The 26,161-nt window shown below is 52.9% G+C and carries 19 protein-coding genes, 3 tRNA genes and 2 rRNA genes (1 of these 24 only partly in view); 12 read left to right on the top strand and 12 right to left on the bottom strand.

What is annotated here, in order from left to right; all coding sequences use genetic code 11:
- The 10 genes from ACP150_RS04870 to ACP150_RS04825 all read left to right on the top strand — a co-directional run.
- Nucleotides 1-40 (top strand) — tRNA-Ile (locus ACP150_RS04870); it begins 37 nt to the left of the window's first position.
- Nucleotides 41-67: 27 nt separating this feature from the next.
- A tRNA-Ala gene (locus ACP150_RS04865) sits at nt 68-143 on the top strand.
- Between the two features lie 436 nt (nt 144-579).
- Nucleotides 580-3,408 (top strand): 23S ribosomal RNA (locus tag ACP150_RS04860).
- A gap of 209 nt (nt 3,409-3,617) precedes the next feature.
- Nucleotides 3,618-3,732 (top strand): 5S ribosomal RNA (gene rrf / locus ACP150_RS04855).
- A gap of 72 nt (nt 3,733-3,804) precedes the next feature.
- Nucleotides 3,805-3,881: transfer RNA gene (locus ACP150_RS04850), tRNA-Met, on the top strand.
- A gap of 284 nt (nt 3,882-4,165) precedes the next feature.
- Complete coding sequence (locus ACP150_RS04845) at nt 4,166-4,942, top strand: helix-turn-helix transcriptional regulator (protein ID WP_424965407.1); 777 nt, start codon at nt 4,166-4,168, stop codon at nt 4,940-4,942.
- 61 nt (nt 4,943-5,003) lie between these two features.
- A complete protein-coding gene (locus ACP150_RS04840; protein ID WP_424965406.1) occupies nt 5,004-5,573 on the top strand; it encodes a YbhB/YbcL family Raf kinase inhibitor-like protein in 570 nt (189 codons plus the stop codon).
- 373 nt (nt 5,574-5,946) lie between these two features.
- Nucleotides 5,947-6,213 carry a hypothetical protein gene (locus ACP150_RS04835; protein WP_424965405.1) on the top strand — a complete coding sequence of 89 codons (267 nt, stop codon included), beginning with the start codon at nt 5,947-5,949 and terminating at the stop codon, nt 6,211-6,213.
- Between the two features lie 170 nt (nt 6,214-6,383).
- Nucleotides 6,384-7,949, top strand: coding sequence for a winged helix-turn-helix domain-containing protein (locus tag ACP150_RS04830; protein ID WP_424965404.1), 1,566 nt, complete (start codon nt 6,384-6,386; stop codon nt 7,947-7,949).
- A 66-nt stretch (nt 7,950-8,015) separates the two neighbouring features.
- Entirely contained in the window at nt 8,016-9,659 is a 1,644-nt protein-coding gene (locus ACP150_RS04825; protein ID WP_424965403.1) for a BCCT family transporter, read from the top strand.
- On the opposite strand, the gene ACP150_RS04820 is transcribed toward ACP150_RS04825, so the two are convergent.
- The 9 genes from ACP150_RS04820 to ACP150_RS04780 all read right to left on the bottom strand — a co-directional run bounded on the left by ACP150_RS04820 (nt 9,649) and on the right by ACP150_RS04780 (nt 19,861).
- Nucleotides 9,649-10,695 carry a ShlB/FhaC/HecB family hemolysin secretion/activation protein gene (locus tag ACP150_RS04820; RefSeq protein WP_424965402.1) on the bottom strand — a complete coding sequence of 349 codons (1,047 nt, stop codon included), beginning with the start codon at nt 10,693-10,695 and terminating at the stop codon, nt 9,649-9,651. The genes ACP150_RS04825 and ACP150_RS04820 overlap by 11 nt on opposite strands.
- Nucleotides 10,696-11,824: 1,129 nt before the next feature.
- Entirely contained in the window at nt 11,825-12,145 is a 321-nt protein-coding gene (locus ACP150_RS04815; protein WP_424965401.1) for a hypothetical protein, read from the bottom strand.
- A 109-nt stretch (nt 12,146-12,254) separates the two neighbouring features.
- Nucleotides 12,255-14,045 (bottom strand): TniQ family protein, encoded by a 1,791-nt coding sequence (locus ACP150_RS04810; protein WP_424965400.1) that lies wholly within the window; start codon nt 14,043-14,045, stop codon nt 12,255-12,257.
- On the bottom strand, nt 14,045-15,004 hold the full coding sequence (locus ACP150_RS04805) for a TniB family NTP-binding protein (RefSeq protein ID WP_424965399.1): 960 nt from the start codon (nt 15,002-15,004) through the stop codon (nt 14,045-14,047). Before ACP150_RS04805 ends, ACP150_RS04810 begins: the two co-directional genes overlap by 1 nt.
- Complete coding sequence (locus ACP150_RS04800; protein WP_424965398.1) at nt 15,001-17,178, bottom strand: Mu transposase C-terminal domain-containing protein; 2,178 nt, start codon at nt 17,176-17,178, stop codon at nt 15,001-15,003. Before ACP150_RS04800 ends, ACP150_RS04805 begins: the two co-directional genes overlap by 4 nt.
- Nucleotides 17,175-17,972 (bottom strand): hypothetical protein, encoded by a 798-nt coding sequence (locus tag ACP150_RS04795; protein WP_424965397.1) that lies wholly within the window; start codon nt 17,970-17,972, stop codon nt 17,175-17,177. Before ACP150_RS04795 ends, ACP150_RS04800 begins: the two co-directional genes overlap by 4 nt.
- Nucleotides 17,973-18,152: 180 nt before the next feature.
- Entirely contained in the window at nt 18,153-18,401 is a 249-nt protein-coding gene (locus ACP150_RS04790; RefSeq protein WP_424965396.1) for a helix-turn-helix domain-containing protein, read from the bottom strand.
- Nucleotides 18,402-18,584: 183 nt separating this feature from the next.
- Nucleotides 18,585-19,094 carry a hypothetical protein gene (locus ACP150_RS04785; protein ID WP_424965395.1) on the bottom strand — a complete coding sequence of 170 codons (510 nt, stop codon included), beginning with the start codon at nt 19,092-19,094 and terminating at the stop codon, nt 18,585-18,587.
- The gene (locus tag ACP150_RS04780; RefSeq protein WP_424965394.1) at nt 19,091-19,861 is read right to left on the bottom strand and encodes a hypothetical protein; all 771 of its coding nucleotides are present in this window, start codon (nt 19,859-19,861) and stop codon (nt 19,091-19,093) included. The genes ACP150_RS04785 and ACP150_RS04780 overlap by 4 nt, the downstream gene beginning before the upstream one ends.
- Before the next feature lie 62 nt (nt 19,862-19,923).
- Here ACP150_RS04780 and ACP150_RS04775 point away from each other — a divergent pair, with 62 nt between their 5' ends.
- On the top strand, nt 19,924-20,169 hold the full coding sequence (locus ACP150_RS04775) for a helix-turn-helix transcriptional regulator (protein WP_424965393.1): 246 nt from the start codon (nt 19,924-19,926) through the stop codon (nt 20,167-20,169).
- A gap of 613 nt (nt 20,170-20,782) precedes the next feature.
- A complete protein-coding gene (locus ACP150_RS04770; protein ID WP_424965392.1) occupies nt 20,783-21,718 on the top strand; it encodes a JmjC domain-containing protein in 936 nt (311 codons plus the stop codon).
- A gap of 18 nt (nt 21,719-21,736) precedes the next feature.
- Here the strand turns inward: ACP150_RS04770 and ACP150_RS04765 are convergent, their stop codons facing one another.
- The 3 genes from ACP150_RS04765 to ACP150_RS04755 form a co-directional block, all read right to left on the bottom strand.
- Complete coding sequence (locus tag ACP150_RS04765) at nt 21,737-21,934, bottom strand: hypothetical protein (RefSeq protein ID WP_424965391.1); 198 nt, start codon at nt 21,932-21,934, stop codon at nt 21,737-21,739.
- Nucleotides 21,935-22,128: 194 nt separating this feature from the next.
- Nucleotides 22,129-24,108 (bottom strand): B12-binding domain-containing radical SAM protein, encoded by a 1,980-nt coding sequence (locus ACP150_RS04760; protein WP_424965390.1) that lies wholly within the window; start codon nt 24,106-24,108, stop codon nt 22,129-22,131.
- 1 nt (nt 24,109) lies between these two features.
- Nucleotides 24,110-26,104 (bottom strand): B12-binding domain-containing radical SAM protein, encoded by a 1,995-nt coding sequence (locus tag ACP150_RS04755; protein ID WP_424965389.1) that lies wholly within the window; start codon nt 26,102-26,104, stop codon nt 24,110-24,112.
- Between the last annotated feature and the right edge of the window lie 57 nt (nt 26,105-26,161).

Raw genomic sequence — 26,161 nt, 5'->3', positions numbered from 1 at the left:
AAGCGTGAGGTCGGAGGTTCAAGTCCTCCTCGACCCACCAATGTTTTTGCGATGCAAGAACACTGATGGGGCCTTAGCTCAGCTGGGAGAGCGCCTGATTTGCATTCAGGAGGTCAGCGGTTCGATCCCGCTAGGCTCCACCAAGCCTTTTGTTCGCAAAAGGCGATGCCCGGCAGTCGCTTCGCAGAAGCGATGAGAGGGCGAAACCACACCCCAGACCAGAACACACTTCCCAGATGTCTCGAGAGACATTTGCGATGTCTGTTCTACACAGACAACGGTGTGCGACCGCGCATTGCCTTTGGCAATACGCTGCCTCGCACCAGCCGCGTTTCCTTCGGAAACGCATCTGACATCGTATAGAGAGTTTAAACATCAGAATTGCTGATCTCCCTTGTGAGGGACGATCGGTGGATTTGATCCTTCGGGATCTCATTCACAAAGCAATTTTGTCCAAGTCAAGTACACTAACCCGGTTCAATTCTACGGAATTGGACCAAGTTCATGGATCCGCACGGGTCCATGAGCGGGAAATAGTATGCTTTGGTTCAGAAGCGGCGTTTGTCGTCTTCTGGATCAAATCAAGCGCGAAAAGGGCGTTTGGTGAATGCCTTGGCAGTAAGAGGCGATGAAGGACGTGATACTCTGCGATAAGTCATGGGGAGCCGAGAATAGGCTTTGATCCATGAATTTCCGAATGGGGCAACCCACCTGACAGTTTGTTATTATTGCACTTCGGTGCAGCTAATAATGGACTGAACCAGGTACTTTTTGACTGAATACATAGGTCTTAAAGAGCAAACCCGGGGAACTGAAACATCTAAGTACCCGGAGGAAAGGACATCAACAGATACTCCCCTAGTAGCGGCGAGCGAACGGGGACCAGCCGAGCCATGCGAGTGACAAGAACTGTCTGGAAAGACAGGCCATAGAGGGTGACAGCCCCGTATTGGAAGCTCAATTGGACGTATTAAGTAGGGCGGGACACGTGAAATCCTGTCTGAACATCGGGGGACCACCCTCGAAGGCTAAGTACTCCTTACTGACCGATAGTGAACCAGTACCGTGAGGGAAAGGTGAAAAGCACCCCGACGAGGGGAGTGAAACAGTTTCTGAAACCGGACGCCTACAAGCAGTCGGAGGCACATCAGTGCTGACGGCGTACCTTTTGTATAATGGGTCATCGACTTGGTCTCACGAGCAAGCTTAAGCCGTTAGGTGTAGGCGCAGCGAAAGCGAGTCTTAATAGGGCGCATGAGTTCGTGGGATCAGACCCGAAACCGAGTGATCTAGGCATGATCAGGATGAAGGTTAGGTAACACTAACTGGAGGTCCGAACCCACACCTGTTGAAAAAGGTCGGGATGAATTGTGCCTAGGGGTGAAAGGCCAATCAAACTCGGAGATAGCTGGTTCTCTGCGAAATCTATTTAGGTAGAGCGTCATCCGAATACCCCGGGGGGTAGAGCACTGGATGGGTAATGGGGCCCCACAGGCTTACTGATCCTAACCAAACTCCGAATACCCGGGAGTACTAGATGGCAGACACACTGCGGATGCTAACGTCCGTAGTGGAGAGGGAAACAACCCTGACCTACAGCTAAGGCCCCTAATTCATGGCTAAGTGGGAAAGCAGGTGGGACGACCAAAACAACCAGGAGGTTGGCTTAGAAGCAGCCATCCTTTAAAGATAGCGTAACAGCTCACTGGTCTAATTAAGTTGTCCTGCGGCGAAGATGTAACGGGGCTCAAGCCATGAGCCGAAGCTTAGGATGCACATAGTGCATGGTAGCAGAGCGTGGTGTGAAATAACCCAGTCCTCTACAGCGCCTTCGGGTGTTATGGAGGATCGGGTTTGACTGTGAAGCCGGCGCGTGAGCGATCCGGTGGAGTGATCACCAGTGAGAATGATGACATGAGTAGCGACAAACAGGGTGAGAGACCCTGTCGCCGAAAGTCCAAGGGTTCCTGCTTAAAGTTAATCTGAGCAGGGTAAGCCGACCCCTAAGGCGAGGCCGAAAGGCGTAGTCGATGGGAATCCGGTTAATATTCCGGAGCCAGGAGGATGTGACGGATCGAGACTGTTGTTCGCCCTTATCGGATTGGGCGGGCCGCTGATCGGTTCCTGGAAATAGCCCTCCATGAGATCGTACCCTAAACCGACACAGGTGGACTGGTAGAGAATACCAAGGCGCTTGAGAGAACGATGTTGAAGGAACTCGGCAAAATACCTCCGTAAGTTCGCGAGAAGGAGGCCCCGTTTGTAGGCAACTATAGGCGGGGGGCACAAACCAGGGGGTGGCGACTGTTTACTAAAAACACAGGGCTCTGCGAAGTCGCAAGACGACGTATAGGGTCTGACGCCTGCCCGGTGCTGGAAGGTTAAAAGGAGGAGTGCAAGCTCCGAATTGAAGCCCCAGTAAACGGCGGCCGTAACTATAACGGTCCTAAGGTAGCGAAATTCCTTGTCGGGTAAGTTCCGACCTGCACGAATGGCGTAACGACTTCCCCGCTGTCTCCAACATCGACTCAGCGAAATTGAATTGCCTGTCAAGATGCAGGCTTCCCGCGGTTAGACGGAAAGACCCCGTGCACCTTTACTACAGCTTCACACTGGCATCAGGCCATGCATGTGCAGGATAGGTGGTAGGCTTCGAAGCAGGAACGCCAGTTCTTGTGGAGCCTTCCTTGAGATACCACCCTTGCATTGCTTGATGTCTAACCGCGGTCCGTTATCCGGATCCGGGACCCTGTGTGGCGGGTAGTTTGACTGGGGCGGTCGCCTCCTAAAGCGTAACGGAGGCGCGCGAAGGTTGGCTCAGAGCGGTCGGAAATCGCTCGTTGAGTGCAATGGCAGAAGCCAGCCTGACTGCGAGACTGACAAGTCGAGCAGAGTCGAAAGACGGCCATAGTGATCCGGTGGTCCCGAGTGGAAGGGCCATCGCTCAACGGATAAAAGGTACGCCGGGGATAACAGGCTGATGGTGCCCAAGAGTCCATATCGACGGCACCGTTTGGCACCTCGATGTCGGCTCATCTCATCCTGGGGCTGGAGCAGGTCCCAAGGGTACGGCTGTTCGCCGTTTAAAGAGGTACGTGAGCTGGGTTTAGAACGTCGTGAGACAGTTCGGTCCCTATCTGCCGTGGGTGTAGGATACTTGAGAGGAGTTGCCCCTAGTACGAGAGGACCGGGGTGAACGATCCACTGGTGGACCAGTTGTCGTGCCAACGGCAGTGCTGGGTAGCTATGATCGGACAGGATAACCGCTGAAGGCATCTAAGCGGGAAGCCCCCCTCAAAACAAGGTATCCCTGAGGACCGTGGTAGACCACCACGTCGATAGGCCAGAGGTGTAAGCGCAGCAATGTGCTCAGCTGACTGGTACTAATGGTCCGATAGGCTTGATTTGATCCAGTAGACGGCAAATGCCCCTGCGGATAATCAAAGCATACACAACAGACGTATTTGGCTTGGACGCCGATGTGAAAAAGCGCGCCACACCTGACAGTGTTCAATGTGGTACGCCCAGCAGATCAACGGTGTTGGAACGCGTTGTCGACTTTGTCGAAACGCTGCCTCCAACTAAAAGCCTTTGCTCTGCAAAGGCTTTTTCCTTGGTTTGGTGGTCATAGCGCGAGTGAAACACCCGATCCCATCCCGAACTCGGTCGTTAAGCACCGTAGCGCCGATGGTACTGCGTCTTAAGGCGTGGGAGAGTAGGTCACCGCCAAACCTAGAAAAAAGCCCATAACTCTCAATACGATCTCAACAAAAAGCGCCAGGCAGAAAATGCCAACGCAACTGGCGCGGGATGGAGCAGCCCGGTAGCTCGTCAGGCTCATAACCTGAAGGTCGTAGGTTCAAATCCTACTCCCGCAACCAAAAACACAATATATCTCAAAACCTTAACGCCCCATAGGGAGCTCTTGCGCTCGCGCATTCGAAGCAGTGGATGCACGTTAAGATGTGTGGAACACTGAAACTGCAGCGGACTTTACACATGAACGGTCGGAGGCAGGGCGCGGGTCAGCATCATTGGTCTTGATCCATAACCAAGCGGTCCAGAAGAGTTCCACCGTGGTCTTGTTTGCCTTAGTGCTCGGAAACAAGCGCTCTTGTTTTGTGAGGCAGAATCACATTGTTCACTTCCACTGAGGTATGACCCGATGGACACAACAGTCGCGGCACGTATCCACCAGCGCTCGGAAGCTGTATTCCGAAACCTCGTTGCATCCGCGCCAGTTGCTGTTCTTGTGCGTGGTGGCCAGAAGCAGGTTGCAACCAAGACGGGCAGCTATACTGCGCAGGCCGGGTCTGTCTTGTTGCTTCCGGACCGCATTCCTTTGGAGATTTGTAACAGGCTTGGCGCGGAGAGGGGCTATTGTGCGGCGACGATCGTGATCCCCAGTCATGTCGTTGTCCAGACCAAAGCGGATTGCCATTTGTCGGCGACCAACGACAGTCGCGTTGTTGGTGCATTTGAGCGTGCCCTGATCTCCTGCACTGATCCGCTCGTGCCAGAGCACCTGCGCGCGCATTATGTGCAGGAGGTTCTTCTATGGCTCGCTGAGCTCGGCATCTACCTGCCTCCTTCCCGCAAGGAGACGGTGGTGGATCGCGCGCGTGCGCTCATCAATACGTCACTTGATACGCCTTGGAAGGCCGACGATGTGGCTGCGCGGTTGGGCTTGTCTGAGGCGTCGTTGCGACGACATATGGCAAGCAATGGAACGAGTTTCAGCGCGCTGCTTTCAGATGTCCGCATGACGCAAGCGCTGGCTCTGCTTCAATCGACCGACCTGTCGATCAACCGTACCGCGTTGGAGGTCGGCTATGCGTCGCCGTCAAAGTTCGCGGCACGGTTTCGGGATCGCTTCGACGTGACGCCTTCCGCTATTCGAAGTGGCGCTTTGATCAGATCGGGGCAGGATTTGATCGGATAGGAGGCGAGCGCTCGGTTGTGACCTCGTAGGGTCGGCACAGCCACAATGCAGGAGCGACCCAATGAAAAATCTTATGAGGAAAGTGACCCTTTCAGCAATTGCCACCGCTATCATTGCCCCAATGACGCTGGGTGCCGCGTCTGCGGACATGCTGCTCAGCTCCGACGACATTGTCGAAGGGCAGACCATGGATCAGGCGCAAGTCTTCTCCGGCTTCGGCTGCGACGGTGGCAACCTGTCACCCTCTCTCAAGTGGTCGGGTGCGCCGGAAGGCACCAAGAGTTTTGTCATCACCGCCTATGACCCTGATGCGCCCACAGGCTCGGGCTGGTGGCATTGGGCATTGGTGAACTTGCCGGCGGATGTTTCCGAGCTGCCCGAGGGCGCAGGTGCAATTGACTTTGATCTGCCCGGCGACGCGTTCAATGCGCGCAATGACTACTCGGTGAATGCTTTCGGTGGGGCGTGCCCACCCGAAGGCGCGGCGCCGCACCGATACATCTTCACCGTGTTTGCGATGCCGCAAGGCACTCTTCCCATTGATGAAACAGCCTCGGGCGCTTTGGTTGGCTACTTTGCCAACAATACTGCCCTGGACCGGGCGTCGATCACCGCGCGCTTCGGTCGCTAGCAGGTCTTTCCCCGAAAGGGGGATCAAGCCCGGCTGAGCGCCGGCTTCACCTCTTTCGGTCTGGCGGAGGGTTCGCGGATGAAGCATCGACGCGCCCTGCCCAACGCGACCTCGAATGGCGAGACCGTGGCAAGTGAGGCGTTGCGATCTGTCCTCGCTGGCGCCTCGGTCTCAGGCTCGACAGTACTCTGACAACGTATGTCGTTGGTGAGTGCGGGTTCAGCGAAAGTCGCGAGACGCGCGGGACAAATTGCAAACGAGGACGCAAACATTTCTGCAACAATCATCGTTGAACAACGCACTCGAGCGGTGACGCTGGATGTCTTGGTCGTCCTGCGGACGTCTTGAGGGGAGCGGCGATGGTTGAGTGGCGATGGTTGAGTTCGGCTGGTTCGAACAACAAAGCGACTTGGTGGGCTATCTTGCGGCCTCCCTGGTTGTCGCGACTTTCATCATGCGATCGATGCTATGGCTGCGGGTGTTCGCCTTGGGCAGTAATGTGGCGTTTCTCGTATATGCCCAATTGGCGGGTCTTGGGCCGATTTTTGTTCTGCACGCTGTCCTGCTGCCGATAAACCTGTTTCGTATCTGCGAGATCTTCGGCAGTCAGCATAAGAAAGGGCAGCGCCCCTTGAACTAGCGTGTTTCGCCACGCTTTGGATCCGGGCCTCGGCACAGGGGGGGCACTCGGATGGGCTCGGGACCTCGATGCCAAGACGGGACATGCTTCTCGACACAGAGAAAAGCGCGCTTATGATAGGGAACCCAACAGATTTCCCATCGCTTACGTAGGATTCCTTGTCTCAAAAATTGACGTTCGAGCCAGACTTCTCGGCGGCGCGGCTCGAAGATGGAACAGAAGTTAAATTCACCCGAATGGAAAAGCGGGCGCTGGCGGTTTTTTCTAATTCTGCGGGGCGCGTGCTGTCTCGCAATTTCCTTCTGGATGCAATCAGCGAGAGTGGATCAGAAAAGAACGACCGAAACATCGATTTTCTCATCAACCGAATTCGTGCGAAGCTTCGCGATAGCGCTAGAAACCCACGCTTTATTGAAACGCGGTACGGGGAGGGCTATGTCTGGCTCTTCTCGGGTATCCCGGCCCCGGATGAGGTCGAGGCCGCGTTCATCCTGATAGAACCGATGAAGGGGCTCGCCACCCTCGGTGAACTCGAAGAAAACGGCCGGGCATTGGTGTCCTTCCTGCAGGCAGACTTCCGCAGTCAGATCCCACCGGACGAAACTGTCGTTGTCGCCCAAAACTTGGCTGATGATCCGGCCATCATCGCCAGCGGTCGAAAGATCGATATTCAGATCAGTTTCTTCCAGCACGGGACGGGTTTCGAAAGTGTCGTCTCGGCCCGCCGCGCCCCCGGCGGGCATATCTTCATGGTCAAGCGCTTCGCGATTGAGGCGGGACCGAAAGGGTATCAGAACCTCTCCGTTCAGTCGCGTGACCTTGCCCGGTTGATTATGGCGAATTACTGGAAGGATCTGACGCGGAAAAGCATCGGCGAAGCGCCATTGCCCATCGCGATGCACCATGCAGCCGAACTGCCCACGGACAGCAACTCATGGGAGATTGCTAACCGGAGGCTGACAGACCTGCGAAGAGAGCAACCCGACGATCCAGAGCTCAAGATGATGTGGGCGACCCATCTTCACACGAAATACGTTTTGAACGGATACGATCTTTTTACGGAAGGAACAGACACCTGCAGCGAGGATGAAGCCGAGATCGAACGGTGCGTTCTGGACGCACTCGACTTCGCGCAGACGCGACCGGAACTGGCCGTGATGGCCGCAAAACTGCTGTATTTCGTCGATCAGGGCTATCGCGACCTCGCGTTGGAGCTCGCGACACAGGCGCATCGATCGAACACGGCGATCGCGTCGTCCCTTGCGATCGTAGGGCAACTCTATTCCTTCATTGGCGACATGGACGTGGCGGAGAACTATCTGTTGCAAGCCGAGCAACTGAGTACGCCCAAATCCGATTTCCAGATCTATGTGCTGACCTTGCTGTGCCAGGCCTACAAGGCGTCTGGCGATCACGCCAAACTCGCCACGACGTTAAAGCGGCTCTACAAGGCGCGTCCGGCGACGATGCTGATTTTCGAACCGCTCTTCAGCGATCCGATCTCGCCCTCTCTGCGGGCCAAAGCCATGGCACTGCTCTTTTCACGCAAGCGCGCAAGGGGGCTGCTCAGGTTCGTGACCTATCTGAGTGCGCGCCTTTTTGAAGATCCCGAGCACCGGCAGAACTCTCTCCTGACGCCGGTCAACCTGCTTGTGCGGCGCTTTGGGCCAGAGATTGTGCCACAGGAAACCGCCCTTCATCTGCCACAGCTGGCTGGGTCCAACCGTCAAAAATAGACGCGCAAATATTTCCACAACAATGCGCTTCCAACCTGCATGCCAGGGCAATCGGAGGGGCAAAGCGTGGCAAAGGTTCCAATCGCCGACAGGCTGAAAATTCGGATTGTGGAAAGGGGCTTCTATAAAGGCTTCAATCCAACGGTCTCTTTGATTTCAAAGCTGATCATCATGCTGCTGGTTCTGGCGCTCGTCGCCAACCCGACCGGCGCAGCCGATCAGTTGCAGGAACTCAAGGCCGTGACGCTGTCTCTCTTTTCAGCCTGGTATATCAATCTCCTTGGGATTTTCGTTGTCGTCAGCGCGGCCTTGGTCGTTCTTCCCGTATCCGGGCGTCTGAAACTGGGCAAACCTTCAGACGTGCCGGAGTATAGCACGCAGTCCTGGCTCTCGATGATGATCTGCGCCGGGATCGGGATTGGCATTCTCGTGTTTTCGGTAAGCGAGCCGGTGTCTCACTCGATCTCCAACCCGGATATCCTGGCCGGTGGGACAGATGGCGACGTGATCACATCTGCACTGCGCTTCACCTTCTTGCATTGGGGCATCTCCGCCTGGAGTTGTTATGCGATTGTGGCACTGGCGCTCGGTCTGAACTGCCACGGCAATGATCAGCCGATGACGATGCGATCGGCGCTTGTCCCGCTCTTCGGAGCGCGGCTGGAGGGCTGGCTAGGCAATGGCGTCGACATCCTGTCGATCCTCGCCATCATCGCCGGCATCACCACTACGATCGTTCTGGGGCTGGAACAGATATGCTCCGGCTTGTCGGTCCTGACCGGCAGCACATTCTTTGCAGATTTCGCCGGAGACCCGCCTTTGGTCGCCCTCCTGACGGCCATGCTCGTTGCATTGTCCATCGTGACCACATCCATTCTGTCGGGTGTGGATCGTGGCGTGAAGTGGATCTCGAATCTCGGTCTTCTCGTCGCGTTCGGGGTCCTGTTTGTGTTCCTTCTGACCGGGCCTGTCGGGCGGTTGCTGGCGGGATTGGTGGAGGCTGGTCTGGCCTATCTGCGCCACTTGCCCACCGAGATGTTCATCGTTTACGGCGCTTCAAGTGACCCTCCGGGCCCCGAGCAAGCGCGGTGGCAAGCCGATTGGACGATCTTCTACTGGGCTTGGTGGATTGCCTTCGCACCCTTCGTCGGTCTGTTTCTGGCACGCATTTCGCGCGGTCGAACGGTTCGCGAATTCATCCTTGGCGCTGTGATCGCACCGACGCTCATGTGCTTTCTCTGGTTCGCGGTCCTCGGAGGATCGGCCCTCCTTCTCGAGGCCGATGGGATCGCAGAGGGCTCGATCTTGGGCGCGCCCCATGCAATGCGGATTTACCAAACCCTCGATCTGGCGCTGGATCCCATCGCCGCAACGATCATGAAAGGCGTGATCGTGTTCCTGTTCCTCATCCTGATCGTGGCCTCCACATCCGCTGCGATCATCGCAATCAAGTCCATAGGGGCGTCAGGCGCGGTCGTGGCCGAAACCCCGCTGCATTCGATGATCTGGGCGGTCGTCATTGCAGGTATCGCCGGGGCGGTCATGGCTGTTGGAGGGGTGTCGTCGGTCCGTGACACCATGATCGTCGGCGCGGTGCCCTTCTCTGGCATCATGGCTCTGATGCTGTTGTCGATCCTGCGGATTGTCCTGAAGGCGAGAGCAAGCTCAGCCGCGGTTGATGGGACTGCGGGGCCAGATTTCAGAACCTGAGAGCTGTGCGAAACCAGACGCGGGTGGTGTCTTGGTCAAATGCGCCAACCGGTTCGTCCAGAATATGGGTGACAGAGACTTCGCCAAGAAAATCGCCAATCGCGGTCCTGTATCCTATCGATGCACTGGACCACCTGTCGGTGTTCCCGGGCAGAAACGCGTTCCGGACATCTTCGATCCAGCCTCCATCAATCCCGAAGAACCCCTGCCGCAGATCCAGCCGCGCTGCGCCCAAGGACGGGAGCTTGAAATTGTAGGCAAGCTCAACCCGGCTCCCGAGGCAGCGGTCTCCGTTCACGAAGCTCTGGTCGAACCCCCGTGCATAATTGTTCGTCCCATACCCGCACCGCTGCGAGATCGGCAAACTGTCATCCGTCCATTGGCCGACGACACCGGCGTTGATCAGAACACGCTTCGAGACCGGGACCGAGGCTTCGGAACTGAACGCAACGCGCAGAAAGTCACTGGTGGTCCCGGGGGCTGAGGCCATTGGGTTATCCACCGGTGATGCGCCGAATGCGTCCAACCCTTTGGTAATCGAGCCCGCGAGCCGCGTTCTCAACCCGAAGATCTGGCCAGTCTCGCGCTGCAGCGCCGCACGGACCAGCCGGAGTTTTTCGTCCACAACAGTCGTGCCGAAGGCCTCTGCCGCACTGTCACGCAGCGCGATCTCAAAGCTCGCCAAAATCCGGCTGTTCTCAGTCGTCACAAGCCGCCTTACGCCGACGGCGATGTTGGTTTGGTCGCCTCTTATGTCTCGGGCGAGGCTCTCCAGTGATCCCAACCGGTATTCGCCGTGATCCGCGGATGCGAAAAGCGTGACGTTAGTGTCCGGCAATCGCAGGCGGTACCCAAGACCAAGTGCGGCCAGTTCGAGGTCGTTCTCCTCCGACGGACCGCTGATGAAGAGAACGGAATCGAACTGGTCCCCGGTCGCTGCAAAATCAGGACGGGACATGCCGATCGCAGCGTTGTACGGCCCAAGTTCCTCTGAGCCGTTCGAAGTGAAGGTCAGATACTCGGTGTTTTCGTCCACTTTCCGGAGCCGTGAGGTCGATCCTCTGTCAACGCCCGTTGCCGGGTCCGCGGCAAAGTCCGCAAAGAACGACTGCGCGTATGCGAAGTCTGCGATGAACAGAGACACCACCGCGGTTAGCGATAGAAGCCTCTTCATGCACGAATGTTCCCATGTCCCATAGCCTGACAAGCATGGTCAATCATGCGCTTGGGTCAACGAAAATAACGTGCAGAGTCAGGGTTTTGCTTTGGCTTGCTCGGTGCTGCGAGCAGGGGGCACACCAGTGGCCTTATCCACCAGCAACAGCTGCAAACAGATCTGACCCTGTGTCGGACCTCCCGTTGCACCATGGAATATGGGGCAAAATTTGAGGGGATTTCTTGTCCAGCTTTTGTTTGAAGCCCTTGATGGGGATTTATTTTTACGATTTCGCCAAAGAAGATGGCCGATGGGCGTGTGTCCTCTGTACCGCCCGAGTTGCGCCGAGGTTTCCCCGGTCGAGCGCCTGAAGACTGGTTTTTCATGTCGAGACTACATTCATGCCTACGAGATCAGCGAAAGCGCATGCATGTTCTGAGCACGAGAGCTGATTGTGCTTCGCGCCATGCGCAGGCTGGACGCCTCTGACAAGCCCGACCCGACCGGCGAAATGAAAACCGTCAAGAGCGACGGTGTGCCCCCCTATGGGAGGAGTGATCCTGTGCGTGGCACATTGATCGCGGAAACAGCGGGAGACGACGAACAAGGCGATCGTTGATCGATGGGACCATGCCGACAACGCGGGTTTGGACAACGAAGTCGGCTTTCTCGACATTCGCGCCCCTTTCAAAGGCATGCTCGTGAACGGTGGAGAGACACTCTAACCTGCAGAGGTCGAGAACGCCATTGAACAAGGACTGCTCCGCAATCTGCCTTCGACAATTGGCTGTTCAACCTGATTGGTGCTCTGAGATTCCGGTTCGGAACGCATACATGGACAGGCGGGATCTCCTTTGGCGAAACATCAAATGAAGACCCGTGGACCCAAAGGGTTACTCCGTTTCGACCGCAGGTGTCTTGCAGAGTTTCCGCCTTGGTTTGTGCGCGAAGGCCCACAAGGGAGTTGGTGCAAGACCATCACGTTGTCAAACACGCCGGCGCTGTAATTTCAGCCGGTCGACGCACGACGATCCATTGCCTGGCGGCACGACAGACACAGCCCCTTCCTCCCTCCTTGGGATCGTAGGGCCGAATGCTCCTTTTCAGATTGACCAACTCCGCGAGGGTGATCCGCTGGTAATTTGCGAGGAACTGAGGGATCGGGGTCGCGTAGCGCTGCTGTTTCCATCCAGCCGTGGGTCATGCTTCGCAGCGATCGCGTGTCTTGCCCAGAAAAAGGCAGGTCATCATTGGCCGCTACGGAGATGTGGCGTCCGGTGTGAATTGGAATCTGATGCACCTTTAAGATATTGATTTGCAAAAATTTCATGTTTTCTTTCCAATCTTACTTGGAGTCTATGACGGCCAAGAATGGAATCTGTGAGCAAGACCAAAAAGGACCGCCTCGCCGGCGGTCTCGAATTACCAATAATTTCAGATTAGAGATACAAAATGTCATCAACACGATAAATCGGAATGCCATCGCCCTCACGGGCTCGTTTGAGACTGCCATACTTTAGGCGGCTTCGAACTGATTTTTCAGACTGCCCAGTCCTTCTGCTCCATGTTCTGGCAGTCTGATAGGTCCGCAAGAAATCGTCCAAGGTGGACTGATCGACCAAAGCTGCAGAGATTGCTGTGTCTTTCTTTCGTCCCTTATAGCTCGGCAGCAAACCCAGCTTTGCTAGTTTGGTGACATGTCGATGCAGCAAGCCCAATATGGACCTCAACTCTTCAACAGTCAGACCACCTGCTTCGTTCTTGGCGAAACTGTTTTTGATTTCACCAAGATCAAAGCGAAGTCGATCCAAACCAACCGCATTCGAGATGAGGTTTGTTGAGGGAAGCTGACCAGAACTCAACATGGATAGCACCCTGCTGGCTGGGCATCGCAACAGGAAACAGACGTCTTTCAATGATAGCATTTCCACAGCGCCCTTTTCGGCTTTCGCATGCCTCAGAAACTTGTCACGCACTGCTTCAAGAATTGCGATGTCGTAGCGCGCTGTTCTGTAGATATTTGTTTTCATTGGAGTGATGACATTGTCGCGCACCAAGCCTTTGAAGAGATGGCTTCCAATCCCCAACATGCCAGCAGCTCGACGCTCTGACAGACTGTGATCGACGGCTCCTAAGTGGTCACGGCAATTTCGTAAGACCATGTAAATGCTTTGCTGATGCGGAAGCCCATCTAAGGGGATCAAACCATCTCGAGCGAGCAGTTCTCGAACTTTTGAAGGCGACCGCCTCGTCGACTTGGCAATGGATTTTAGCCCCTTTTCGAACTCGATTTGTCGCGGTAACTGATCCGTCACGGAACTCAAACAAAAGTGCCCTTGGTCATCCACCAAGCTTTTGAACAGTTTGGCAAAGTGCTGCCGTTCTCGCGGTTTTTGACTTTGACCGGACCACCCGGCAAGCCATGTTGACGGAAGTCTCAAGCGATGACGGCGTAGGGCAGCATCAATTTCCTGCAACATGTGCTCTTTGCCAGGCAATATCGCCTGCAATCCCCTCTCGATGTACAGATCTTCGTCTGACTTCTGAGTTGCATTGGCGTGCGTCGAACCTTTCTCAAGGAGCAGCCCAAGCCCGAAGCACCACTTTTCAAGAACATCGATTTGTTCACTGGGCAGCCAAGCACAGACTGGACGACCCGTTTCCAGCTGCCGGACAGTCAGCCGTTCGAATGTCGAAGGATTCTGTTCCTGGGTCCGGTCCATCAAGTCTACCGCCCAGTTGCGATCAATCCTGCTCCGACGCAGGTGGTCATACGTTGTGGTGTAGTCCCAGTAAGGCAGTTCGATCAGTCTGACTTCATGTCGCAAGCAAGTTGAAATTGGGCGAGGTAACCATTCTCGACGCATCGCGATGGAATACGGCTTGTCTGCGCCACTTTTGATTTGCTCCATCCAACAGAGTGGACAAACTAACATGCCCTGCTTTCTGATTGATCTGGACTGAAATTTGCAGCCGCTCAGGATGGTAAACTTGCGGTCGATCACTCTAGGAGAGTTGTTTCGTAGTTCAGCGGGGTCAGACCCAGTTAGATTGGCCAGTTTTTCAAGCTCCTGCGGTTCGCCTGAGCAAATGGCCGGTTTGGTCAAACTAGTCGAAACACAGAAGTCATGGGTGGATCGGCCGGTGTTGGCATTGGCCAGTCGTGCGAGTAGTGAGAATCCCGGCTCACCGGCCGTAGCCGTCAAAGAGATTGGAAGCTGTGTAATCATTAGACCGCTCGTTTGTTGGGATCGATTGTTTGATCCGTTGGTTTTATGTTTTGAAAGTCTGCTGCGATGAACGGGTTCAGGGCCGGAACGCAGTCTGCGCGACGATTGTAGGCTTCCTGAAAATGCGAAAGCTTGATGGTTGCAGAGCCGCCGAGCAACGTGCGTCGGATACCGGCCACACAGATCGAGCACATTTCGCCAAAGGCGAAGTTTGAGGCGTGTAGCAAGCGTTCGGCGAAGTCGCGGCTCATAACCGAGCTATCCAATGACAAGCCAGCTTTCGAAGCATAGCGATCCAGTGTTTGGACTGTTTCCTTAAGATCTTCGACGGGCGACAAGGCCCTAACGTGGACTTGGTCGTAGCGCCTCCTAAGCTGTTCGTCTGAGACCAATACTTCTCGGAACTCTTCCATTCCTATGACGATTGGGACGACCATGTTTTGGCTTGGTTGGACGAGCGACTTTAGAAAATCTCGCAAGGCGGCCCTGTCGTTTGCTCCCGTCGTGCGGACATGCTGAATTTCGTCCAAAACCAGTATGAACGTGTTTAGTTCGCGCATGTAGTGCGTGACTTCCTGCCAGATACTGCGGGCGCTATCCTGCATTCTTGCGCGCCATCCGATTTCTGCTAGGCAGTCGGCGCTTACCGCTTTCAGCGAGGCGTTCGCGCTTAGCCGAACGAGAAGATACGGCCGGTCGCGATCTCCAACTTTTGTGCGCTCAAACCCGAGCTCAGACAGTGAATGCAAGACGCTTGCCGTCTTCCCTGCGCCGCTGCAGCCAAGTACCGCGACGCCGCGCGTTTCGGTTAATTCGCCTGCTTCTCGAGCGGTAAGAGCGTCTGCGATGTTCTCTTCAATGATTGAATGAACTCTTGTGAAGTTTTCATTCTCAAAGAACACCGTTTTCAGATTCTGATGCACTCGGCGGACATCCTGCGGTGAAAGTGACCTGTTCATGACTTGTCCCCATCACGCCACCAATCTGTGTCATCGTCAGATGGGTCATCCTCGGTAAGACTTTTGTCACCCGCAGGATAGGGATCTTCATTTACGGCGGGTGCTGCTGCCGCACTGGGATCCGCGCCCGAGTTTGCGACCGGACCAACGACATAACCAAGGCCGTCCTCGGCAAGTGGTAGGTCGTTTAGCTCGGGGACGGCGTCTTCACTTATGGAAAGGCCCCAGAAGAGATTGTTTTCAAGGTCCTTAAGCTGATCTGATGTTGGAACTTGCGGCAATACCCCCATGATTGCCATCGCATTTTCCGACGTCGCCCGCATCGCGGAAAGCGCTTCAAATACGACGGATGATTTGAGTTCGGCTTGTGCGGCGTACCTGCCACGCAGTGTTTTTCCTACCTCAAGCCATTCAAGGAGTGTCACACCGTTGAAGTTTTCAATGCTGCAGGGAACTTCTATCCAACGATCTTCGGCCCAAACACTGACAAAACCTAAATCTTGGGGGTTGACGTAAAGCGCTACGGTATTTGAGCCGAGATTCCGGCGGATCGCCTGAAGTTCCTCAGAATTGTAGTTTATGGCAAAGAACTGGACGCCTCTAGCGGTCACTACGCGCTCTTTGCGCAAACCAAACGCCCTTCGCCGCATAGCTATCGGTAGAGCTGGGGGAATGCCAACGGTACCCGCTAACCGTTTCATCGCGTTTTCTGGGGTTTCTCCGTTCAAACCGTCATGCGGAGATTGGTGATATACATCCAAGATATAGCGGATGAAAATCAATGCTAACTGATCGTCGGTTAAAACTGCCTTAGAGTCAGAATCGTAGTTGCCGCGTTCCTGGGGGTCTCTAAATGTGCGTCCCGGCACATATGGCATCGGGATCATTGTGAATGATCCAAACAGCCTCTCAATGTAGGGACGAAAGCCAGGCTCCCCTACCATCGGGTAATCGTAGGTTGCAAAAATCTCGTTGACGGCGCGGAGAAAGTCCTTTGCGCTAAAGGCGCTGCCTGTGTCGGACCGAACACTCTCTGGTGTGATACCGACCCAGTGACATGACGATCCTACGGCGGCAGCGAGGTCATCTTTGCTTCGCGTGGCCATCTCCAATGCTCGGATCGCGGACGAAGAGTTCTGTGTTGAAGCGACTACGAAGCCGACGACGTACCTCGTGGCCACGTCCACCACGACGTAGAGCCATCGTCGGCCAATTGGGAGACGCTTCAAAGTGTCGGCGTCTAAGCCTTCTCGAACCGGACTGACGGTAATCAGAGTGCGAGCATCAACTTCCCATTCATCAATCTCAAATAGTTCGCCTGGGCGAGTTGCGCTTTGAGTTTTGCCGACCGCAGAAAACTTTTCTCTCGCAACCTTAATGCCTTCACGGCTTGCCGTTACCTCCAGCGCTGGGAAACGCGCAATCCACTCGATTAGTGCGCTGCGGCTCCGGGTTTCTAGTGGTCTTTCACCTTTCGAAGCCCGTCGCTCGTTTTCCACTTTAAGCGCCAAGACGGTCTTCTTAGCTATGGCCGTTGGTGTGAAACGTTGCTCACTTAAGTACTCCCGCAACGCACGCATGATAAATTGGAAACTTTTCTGATCGATCTGGAGACTGCGCGATTTTCCGCGACCGTCTTTCAGCGCGATGAGTCTGTCCCCAGCGTTCTTCAGGTTTCTATTCCATCGCAGGATGCTCGACGCAGAGGCACTGAAACCAAACCGAGTTGGTTTTGAACTGAAGTATCGTTTGTTGAAATCACCCCAATACGCTGACCACTCCTTCGCAGCTTCATGATGAACTAAAGCTTCGTTTTCTTTCACCGATTCTGGAGTAAGCTTGAGCCTGTTCGCGGAGCGTAGTTTGCGCAAGGCGCGCACGAAAAACCACCGGTTCAAGAGAAGGGTTTGTTGGATCTCCGGCAATTCCCAAACAGAATAGAATGGATCGGGGGCTCGGTCAGTGGCTTCCGACGTTCGCGGCTGTGGAATGCAATCCCAACGCTGTCCACCGATGAGGCTGTGGAGTTCAAACCAAGAGAATTTCTCAATGCTATTGGAACCATCTAAGCGCTGAAAACAAGCTCCGCCTTCATCCGAGAAAACATACCTATAGGGTCTCCTATCAATAAAGTACCTATCATCTTCGCCAAAGCGAATTTTCGGAAGTTTCATGTCGCAACAACTTCTGTAAAAAGGTTGATCCTGCCAGGGCTGAGTTTACGAAGACTGCCCTGATAAATGGCTCGTACAACGCAACGAAAAGTGCGGCCACCAGCCCCAAGCTTTTGACAAATCTCACAGATTGTCATTTTGTCCGGTTTTGTCTCGAGGAAGTGGACCAATCGGTCATCTACCGTCGGATCATGCGTCAGTGAAAACCTCAGGTACATCTCAGCGTTGAACGCGTCTGTTCTAGAAAAACTGCGTTCTGTTACCAGTCGGAGTTCGTCCGCCATCTCTCGAGGCATCGTCTCCCTTAGTTGGATAAGCTCGCGCATAAACCGCCCGCTTTCCATCCGTCCTGTAGGTTTAACAGCTACTGCTATGCGAAACCCATCCTTTTTGGTTACTAAAAGGTCGATGAAGTGATTTGCCGGAAAGCCGTTTTCATCCTTGAAAGGGATGGGCCCAACCTGCTCATGCACCTGTTCTACATTCGGATCGGTGAGCGTGATGACCAAGTTATGATATTCGACCTGACTGTCGAGACCATAGATGCGGGGTCTCTTAGTCGGAAGGTCTGGCAAGACCGCAAAAATCCGACAAGAGCCACGTGATCGCGGATTTATCGACCGATGCCCTCGATAGGGCAACGGAACTTCGTTTTCTCTAACTAGTTCAGGGAGGTCTGAGGCGAATGGAGCTTCAGGGCCGAATGCCTTTTGAAAAGCCACTGGCATCCCTGCCAGGTCTCGTTTCGGAATCCCGCTGATCTCCATCACGAAGTGATCGAGTGGTGCGTTCATAACAACATATCCTCATTCACCAACGCCAAGACGCTGGATGTTGGGTCGCAAAGGAGCGCTCCGCTCGCGCGGACCCGTTGACTTTGTCGTTTTTTGGTGAGATGAATGAGGCGTTCTAATGCGGGGCCTGGTTAGCGAGAGCTGGCTGGGCCTTGCTCATTCATGAAAGTGAAAGCTAGGTCATTCGGCAGCCTCCCTTGGGAACTTGCTGGTTCTTCCGGGCCAAAGTTCTGACACAGGTACTCCAGTCCGTTTAGATATTTCTTGCTCTACTTTGGCGGACCGATGTCGACCGAGAGATGCTGAACACACCGATGAAACCGTCAGCGAGAGGCTTTGCGCAACGTCAGAGAATGTCGCACCCCTTAAACTGAGAAGGTACTTAACGCGCGCGTGGTTTTGACGATCAATTTGCAGCGTTTTTTGCATTACTCATTTCACCAACAGAAATGTGGTCTGCGGTCAAAGTGAATCAGGATCACTGCCAAGTCAAGCAAAGTGATTCTATATTTTGTGTCTTTGGCTCTAATTCGAAGCCTTCAGCGCTATATGTGGTAAAATCTAGCTCTGGGATTGGACTGGGGTCAAGGTGTTTTTGGCTGATCTTTTGAACTAATTCTCAAAGTGGATTGTTGAAAACCAACTATTGAAGAGTTCCAGTTCCTGCTCCGCCAATTGTTTTGGTAAATGAGCTAGATAGTTCGAAATCAGCATGCCCACTTGTTCTTTGGTATCGAGCCATTGGTTGATGCAGCGGTTCGTAACGCGTCTGGGAACCCTCTTGGCTTGCAACTCAGAGATCACGATATCTGCAATGGCCCGATAGTGATTGGCGACAAAAACAGGCGCATCGCCGAATATCACTCCTCCGCGTTGAAGCTCTTTCGACATCTCCCGAATGCCGCGATCAGCCAGACTGTGGTTTGAATTGACCGGCATACCTTCGCCTGCGAGCGAGGCCATCTTGCGGGGCTCGTCCTTCACGCAGAAAAACATCACCTTGAAGTGCCAGTCGCCGGTCAGTTCGCCCTCTGCCCGGAGGTTAAGGGCCTGGTTGAACGAAACATAGCGACAAACCGATGTAGTCGGTATCTCGATTGGCTGCAGCTCAACTGAGTTCAAAGCATCCCCTCGCCGGTTCCACGCTTAAACTCCGAACCCTTGCCGAAACGATCCTCGGATGCTTCGACTTTTGCAAGGCTGTAACCGCGCGCCAACCATTCCACCTCCCAAGCCAATGACTGTGCGGCAGACCAAGCCGCCTTGGCCGCCTGTCTCCGCTCGAATGATACTTTATGACGACTTGGCGACTTGGTGGTTTCTCGTGTCCGCTGGGAAAAAGCACGCAGCATATCTGGAATGTGCCCGCCCTCGTTCTGGTCCGCAAAGATCTCCGAACGCGGCAGCATAGAACGAAGCGAGCGTTTCCTGGTAGACTTGCTGAATACTTCATATGAGAGCTGGTAGTCCGCAGATTTCGCTAATGTAGGTCTAGAGGCACTCTCCGCGCATCGCTGAATGCTCGGGATTAAGGTCAGATCAGCACTTTTGCGCGCGATATCGGCTAGCGTTGGTCGGCCATTGCTAGTGTCGATGATCAAGAAGTCATTGTCTTTTGTGCGTCGTTTCGTACGAAGCGTTTCAATCAGAGCATCAGGTGACTTAATCTGGCGATAGTCGATTAGTTGCGGTTCATCTGGTTCGCCAAGCAGCTTGAAAGCCCACTCACCCAAGTCGTCCTCGTCTCCGTCATCAATCGTGCCTGCGTTCGCGATGAAGACGCTCCGGTTTGCAGTGACAAAGGAAGAGGTCAACACGCGAAGTGTCGTAGTTTTCCCAGTGCAGGCGGCCTCCGATTCCAACGCCAGTACGATCACATTCACCCCCATTTTGGGGTTAATCCTATATTAGGGGTAGCTGCTCTTGTCGACAAGAAATGGCAGGATAAACATTGGCGGGGGCAGCTCACACTCAAGCTTACAAAGATCTGCTTAACGCGTTGGTCCAGTTGCGCAAGGAAGCGGGCCTTTCCCAAGCTGAGTTAGCAAAGCGGCTTAGGAAACCACCGAGCTATGTTGGCAAGTATGAACTGGGCGAGCGGCGACTGGATATTATTGAGACGATGATCGTTATTGAAAAGTTGGGATCATCCTTTGAAGATTTTTGGCGGACTTCGGGAATACAACTACCAGAATGAACTTGAAACTGCTGCTCTTTCTAAAGCCCCGCTAGGCATCTATCCAAAACGATCAGCTTCGCCATTGCGACAGCATCGATGCTGTGTTGACAGTCAGGTCAGAAATGTGAGGGATTCGATGAACGCAAAGCGGACCAAGCTGCCTTTACCCCAAAATCTGACCTTGGAGCTTCGCCCATACGGTTCACGTTACTCGACTACTCAGCGGATTTGCAATCCTATGGATAGCGTTGAATTCATTGCGAAGATTTGTAAAATGAACCGTAACCAGTCCATTGAATATCCGTGGTTTAGCCGCCGAACGTAAAACCCCAAACGGTCGGACGCCGCCATTAGAACGCTGAGTTGTTCACTATGCCAAAATTGACTTAGTAACAGCTTGGTTGAAAGAGAGTTGGACTTCAATTGAGCCTGAGCGGCGAGCCCAGCGAGTATAGCTTTGGGTCGACAAACCCAAAAAGTCCGACGAACGTGTTGAGGCAACCTTTGATCCGGCTCACCAGCGAAAACTGAGTGATTTCTTGCTCTGTGTCTTCCTCAATTGGTTGAAAATTATGCCGCGCTTTTGCATCTTGTAGTGGCGAAATGATCAGACCAAACGGAGATTGAAGAAATGCCCGAAGATAGCCGTTTGATCCTAGGACACCTTGCCGAAGCGCTTGAAAGCTGGGTCGATGAGATTTCTGATAGCACAGTGTTTTGTAGTCAGCCTGCGTTACATCGCTCTTCGTCGTCTTCTGAACGCTTGGTGTCAGAACTAAGCCCGATGGAACTTCTGAGTTGCAATCTCTCGAATTCTCACTGCGTACGGCATAATGTTGGGCTTGGTCGGAGGGTGAGCCCTGAGCGGCATCTGCCTCCTTCGCAAAGACTATCGATGATGCTCGAACGCTTCAAGTCAGGCTGGACGATTGCATCGGATGAAGTTGAACACATCTCAAAAGTAGTCCAGAAAATTTGCTTTGCTTTGTCCACCAAGTTTGACTTCATTTGTAGGGCAAATCTTTACCTGACACCTCCAAATGGTCAGGGCTTTCCGCCACATTTCGACGCTCATGACGTCCTGGTACTCCACTTAAGTGGGGAAAAAGTTTGGATGGTCGACAACTTTCCTCACCCTGTGCGGCAACGGCACATGTCCTCGCCCAAAGATCTTGAACTCTCTAACGAGCCGTTGGAATTCCAACTAAATCCGGGAGACACTCTTTTTGTTCCACGCGGGCACGCGCATGTCGTAAAAAATCTATCGGGCGCGCCGGGTTGCCAACTTACATTCGCTTGTTCCCGAATACATGTCGAAGACGTTATTAAGCAAGTAATCGACATAGCGGTTTTGCAAGACGACAGCCGTTCACAACAGGTATCCAGCAGTTGGTTATCGTCAGAACAAGGCGACGCATTTATTGCGGGCGTGCTAAAGGAATTATGCAACAAAATGCTGGAACCTGACGCTCGTAGGTCCGCTATCGACGACATAATAAGAACTCACCAATCTCAATTTGACGAGCACTCGCAGGCTACAGTCGATTGGCTTCTTAAACGTGAGTAATGTTTGTTTACCCCTAACTTAGGGTGAACTCTTGTCTAGGCGTGCAGAGATCGCTTTTTCCATCTCTGATGGAGATAGTTGCACCCGCGACGTATTCGGAACAATTTCTGTTGGTTGGAACATGACTTCATCCAGTTCTTCAATCCATAGCTCGTCTGGCGAAAGTCTATCGGTATCAGTGTTCGATGGATTTTGCTCAACTTTGTGCCCGCTCATTGGACCGCCTCCTCTACAGCGATACGGTTTCGGCCAAGGATCTGAACGCAAAGGCCGACGCACTCAGAACAGATGTAGGCTGTCTTTTCGTGATTAACGATTATCCGGTCAATTTTCTCATCCGTTGTAGGATGAGTTTCACCAACGCTCATTCCGCAGTGGCTGCAACACACAGTTTTCATTTGGTACCTCAATCAATTTTGAGTTCGATGGGTGATCGCCACAATTCCATTGCGAGCAAGCCCGTTCATGATGTGAGCGAATGCTTCTTCTGTCAAGTTTGGGTAAGCCGCTTGAGCCCTTTGAAAGAGAGAAGCTGCAGAGCCATGCGTAGGTGTGTGATCGAGCATGCCTTGTAGTGCTCTTGAAACAAACATGCTCTGAGAAGTCTCGTCGTTGAGAAGTAGATAGCCTTGCTTGTGGTGCTTGCACGTTTCGAATGAACGCACCTCGTGTCTCCGAATGTCGTGGTTTTCGAGTGTGCTAACGGTCAGTCTTGGTCTGGCTTCAAAATTTCGGAATTTGTCATCGCACCTGTCCGCAAGGAGCAGTGAGTATTCTTCCCAACCCACCATCGATCTCTCGCCGAATTCTGAGACAATGCGTTCGTTGGCGACTTTTCGGAACTCCACCCAATCTGTAACTTCGCTACCGTCCGCCTCGTGATAGGTCGATGAGATGATATCGTCGTTGCGATCTGAACTGATAATCAAGTTGTAAGATGCCGGATCCCGTCCGATTGGGCTCGATGTATTTAGGTTAAACTCGGAGAAGCTCGCACTGTCTAGAGCGTTCTCAGAACTGCGCAACCACTGGATGACAAACTCGAGGGTCTCGATTGCTTCGGATAACTTTTGCCCGGGGAAACCTACCATTCCGTATAGATGAACGGCGATGCCACTTTTTCTGAACGCAGTAAGGTTTGCTTCGATGATCTTGCGCGTGACGCCCTTTTTCATCAACTTCAAGACGCGATTACTTGTAGTTTCAAGGCCTATGAGAAGCTTCCTACAACCAGCTTTTCGGATCGTTAGGCAGTTTTCATTAGTAAACTCTCTCTCAAAGCGTGCGTAAGCTAGCCAATTAACGCAAACCTTCTTGCTGCTTAGATATTCAGAGAATTGGACTTGACGAGATGCCGGGAAATTCTCATCAACTACAATGAAGTTGCTACAGTCATTATCCCGTTGTAGCCGCTCAATGCAAGAAACCGAATTCTGCAACACAGCATTGCGGACTAACTCTGGACCGGCTCCACTGGATTCGGGAATAGTGCAAAATGTACATTGTCCCCAAGAACATCCCTTTGATGTAAGGATGGGAAGCACATTTTTCGGGCGAAGCGCTTTCTTGGTCTCGGAATTGGAAAACTTTGGACTTGCCCATGAACTGGGCTTCAGCGATTTTCCATAACTACTTGATATTGTGTCTCTGCCTTGGTGGACGACAAAGTTGGCCCAGCCCGTAGTTTCAAACGCAGTCGTACCGCTGAGCGCAAACTTGATTATTGCTTCTTCGCCCTCAAAGAAAACAGCGACGTCGAAGCAATCTGAGAACGAGTTTTTCGAAAGAAAGTGCTCTCGCAGTTTTGTCACGCAGGCTCCACCGACTGCCACTTCGTGCCCACGATCCTTAAGATATTTCCCCAGCATCAAGCCGGGAAACAATTGGTCAGAGTTAGTGATTGAGACTGCTACTCGCTCTTCAAGATCACTTTGAGCTGTTCTCAAAAAATATTCGTAGTAATCATGAAATATATTGGGCTTTTCAGAGCGCAATGCGTCTGAGAGAAGTTTCGCAGATCGTTCTATTCCGCCGTAGCTGAACCTGTGCAGCCTCAAATCCATATCCGGAAAAACTACACTGAGCGCCCGGCAATACAGATCCAGAACGTTTCTTGCCTTGTTTCGGCTTTGGACATCGAAAAATCCATTGCCTTTGAGTATGGCTTTTGCCGGTTCCAACTCGAGTGACAGGTATCGCAAAAGAGCGTCGTTCGATGCGTTCGCATAGCCCTCTGCTGTCTTCTGAGTAAACAGCCAGTCAAAAAAATCTAGGTTTGCGTCTCTAGTAGTGTGATCAACTTGAAACCGCGAAAGGTGACCACTTAAAATTGCACTGCCTAGGTAAGTGCTGCGAGGATCGACCACGGGTGGGGAAATAAGCGCCAGCAAGTCACTGAACTCCAGAGTTTGCTCTAATGCAGAGCCCGTACTTCTCAAGCAGACTACCAGCGCTGGTTTGGTCGACTATCTGTCCATCAGAGTGAACTGCTCGCTCGTACATTTGCAGCAGCTTGCTAGGCATGGTTAGCGTTCGGAATTCTTGTTCGAGGTACACAGTGGATGTTGAAGGACCTTCACCAAGGCGAACAATGCTTTGTGGTAAAGCTTTGAAGGCCGTACATGGCAAGTGGTCCTGTCTAATCTGATCGAACAGCCTCTCTGCGTAGGCAAGATTATGGCAGTCCCAGTAAGGCGCTCCACGCAGGTTGACATAGCCAGACGCCATATTGATGTCGAAAGGTAGGTCGAGATCAATGAACTTTTGGCGAAAAAACTCTAGCGCTTCTCTCTGCGCATCCCATGCTTCACTTTGAGACATACCGGACTCGACGCTATATCCAATATTGTCAACGGCAATATCACCAACTCGGCTATCGGCAGTTGCCAAGCCAAGTTCTTCGCGTTCAAAGAACACGTCAGAGAATTTTCTTAACTGGAAGACTCCAATGTTAAAGGACGAGATTTTTGAAATGTTCTCCCAAAGGAATTCTTTAGTTTTACGGGCTTCTTCTTTCGTTTCAGTGGGAAAGCCCATGAATGAAAATAGGTGTGTGTGGATGCCCAGCTCGTAGCAGATATCAAGAATTCTGCGAACATTGTGAAGGGCGGTACCCTTTTTCATTTTTTTCAATAGTCTTTGCGAGGCACTCTCGAGGCCGAAATAGATCTTTTTGCAACCCGATTGAGCCCCTATTTCAAGAATTTCCGCCGTAAATCTCGGGTCGAACCGGGCGCGTATTGACCAAGAAATTTCCAAGCCTTGCTCGATTATCGCTCGTGATAACTCTAAAAATCGCTCTGAGGAAATATCTGAGTCAGCAAAGTTCACAAACGTCAGACCGTGCGTTGTCACGTACGAAGCGATGGCTGAGACTGTTCTGTCTATATCAGTCTCGGAGTATTCTTTGAACGCGGACTCACTGCAAAATGTGCATTTGCCCCACTTGCAGCCCTTACTTGTTTTGAAAGACAGCATCACGCTCGGGGAGTGATACCGTTCTAGTGGGAGCCCCTCATATGCTGGGCGTGCTGGAGCATTGAACGATTCCGTTCTTGGCGTTGTGATCCTTGGTTCTGTGTCGTTGGAACGCTGAATCAAGTTCGGCAAGGGCGGCACTTCGGATTGTGTATCAATGCTACGCGCAACTGCTCTCAGATGTTCATATCCATCGTCGATTGACAGAAAGTCGACACAACCAAAATTAGCGAGCACTTCCCTCCAGTGAAGTCGTGAGCACTGAGAGATCGCATGCCCACCCAGTATTACTTTAGCATCTGGAAAATGAAGCTTCACCTGTTCTGCTATAGTGAGAGATGGAAGTAATTGATCGTTATATACCACTGATATTCCAAAGAGATTTGGCGGATCATCTGCCCACGTTTTGCAGTAGTTTCGTGCAAACTCCAGAACTGGATTTCGCTGTTCATCGGTAACGAATTTTTTCCACTCTTCAGCCGTCTCGGCGTTTAAGTTCGCTCGGAATGTTATTGGCGTTAGGACTGTTGGATGAAATGCGGCAGACCAGACATCACACACCTTTTGTAGATGTCGGTGTGCCCGGCCGTATTGAGCTGGTTCGTAAAACATCTGTGAGCGCATCACGTGCGAAAAGTAGTCAGTATTTTCTTTTAACGACGGCAGCGACGCCAAAGCCCATCTCGCTGCGACTGCTTCATTGTCTTCTCTTCCCGAAGCTTTACGCCTTAAAATTTCGGTCAGGTTTTCGGTAGTTGAAAACCCGTTCAAATAGTCATGAAACTCAAGATTGAGATCAGTTTGATGGCAGGTGATCCCAAACTTTTGCAACTCTGCGGCAAGACTCGGCACGCTCAAGTAAGGTTGGGAAGTATCCCATGGTGGCGGGAAAATGAGTTCAACGGACATTTGTTGCTTTCAGAATATTTCTACCGATGCGTTCGCAGGCGCTCTGTCTTGAACCAG

The organism is Dinoroseobacter sp. S375, from assembly GCF_049800775.1.
Taxonomy (GTDB): domain Bacteria; phylum Pseudomonadota; class Alphaproteobacteria; order Rhodobacterales; family Rhodobacteraceae; genus Dinoroseobacter.
This window is presented reverse-complemented; position numbering and strand designations above follow the sequence as displayed.